This window comes from Streptomyces spiramenti (assembly GCF_012034385.1).
Lineage (GTDB): Bacteria > Actinomycetota > Actinomycetes > Streptomycetales > Streptomycetaceae > Streptomyces > Streptomyces spiramenti.
On sequence record NZ_JAAVJB010000470.1, the window covers coordinates 1 to 1093 of the forward strand.

The 1093-nt window shown below is 76.3% G+C and carries 1 protein-coding gene; it reads right to left on the reverse strand.

Translation table 11 applies throughout. The features are described 5' to 3' along the window. Positions 1 to 435: 435 nt before the first annotated feature. A partial coding sequence (locus HCJ92_RS24215; protein ID WP_167935733.1) for a proline-rich domain-containing protein occupies positions 436 to 1093 on the reverse strand: 658 nt, incomplete at its 5' end.

Genomic DNA, 1093 nt, shown 5'->3' on the forward strand with positions numbered 1-1093 from the left:
CCGGTTCGATCCCGGCCCCAGCCACCTCACAGACCGCCCCGGACGGTACGCCGGACCGGCCGCGGCGCGCCCGGGGGCATGGCCGGTGAACTGCTCGGGGACGTTCCCCGCGAACTGCCCGGCAGGGGGGCCGGAGGGCCGGGGGCCGACAGTGGGCGCCGGGTCCTGCCGCGCGCCCGCGGCCGGTCGCGACCGGTCTCGGTCCGTGGGGCGCGGCGTCGGGGGCCAGGGCTGGCTCATCGCTCTCCTGGGGACGGACTGGCACGAGCAGAGCCATTATCTCCGGCTCCCGGCACCGCGGTTGCCGCACGGCCCGATCGTGCGGGGCGCCGGGCCCCGACACGGCGGCGCGGCGACCGCCGGTGGTGCCGGTCGCCGCGCCGACGGGCCGGCCCGATGTGGGCCGGCCCGATGTCCGCCGTGCGGACGGGTGCGTCAGTCCTGCTTGCTGCGCTTCAGCACGCCCTGGGCGACCACGACGGCTCCCAGCGGGGCGAAGGCCATGAAGACCCAGTCCATCGCCTCGGCGCCGTCGTTCCACATCTCGATCAGCTCGCCCATGTCACCGAAGAACAGGCTCATCGCGCCGTCGCCCGATCCCAGGACCAGGGTCTGGAGCTCGTTGGCGACCATGGCGAGGCCGAAGATCGTGCCGAAGTAGATCGCGACGGCGGCGAGGAGGACGCCGACGCCGTAGGCGACCCAGTTGCGCTTGGCGAGGAAGGCGGGGCCGGCACCGACGATGACGCCCACCAGCAGCGAGACGTAGCCGATCTGACGGGTCTCCCCCGCCTCGAGGTCCGTCATGGCGTTGAACAGCGCGCCGTAGGCGAAGACGCAGACGACCGCGGCGACGAGGGCGGCGCCGAGCGCGAGCCAGAGGTTCTGCGGCGGGCCGGCGGACTTCTCCTCCTGGCTGCCGGGGGCCTGGCCGGGGGCGCCTCCCGGCGTGGGGTAGCCGTAGCCGCCCTGCGGCGGGACCGCGTGGCCGGGCCCGCCGTGCCCGGCGGCCTGCTGTCCGTACCCGGCCGGCGCCTGCTGCGGCTGTCCGTACCCGGCCGGCGCCTGCTGCGGCGCTCCCGCGGGCGCGCCG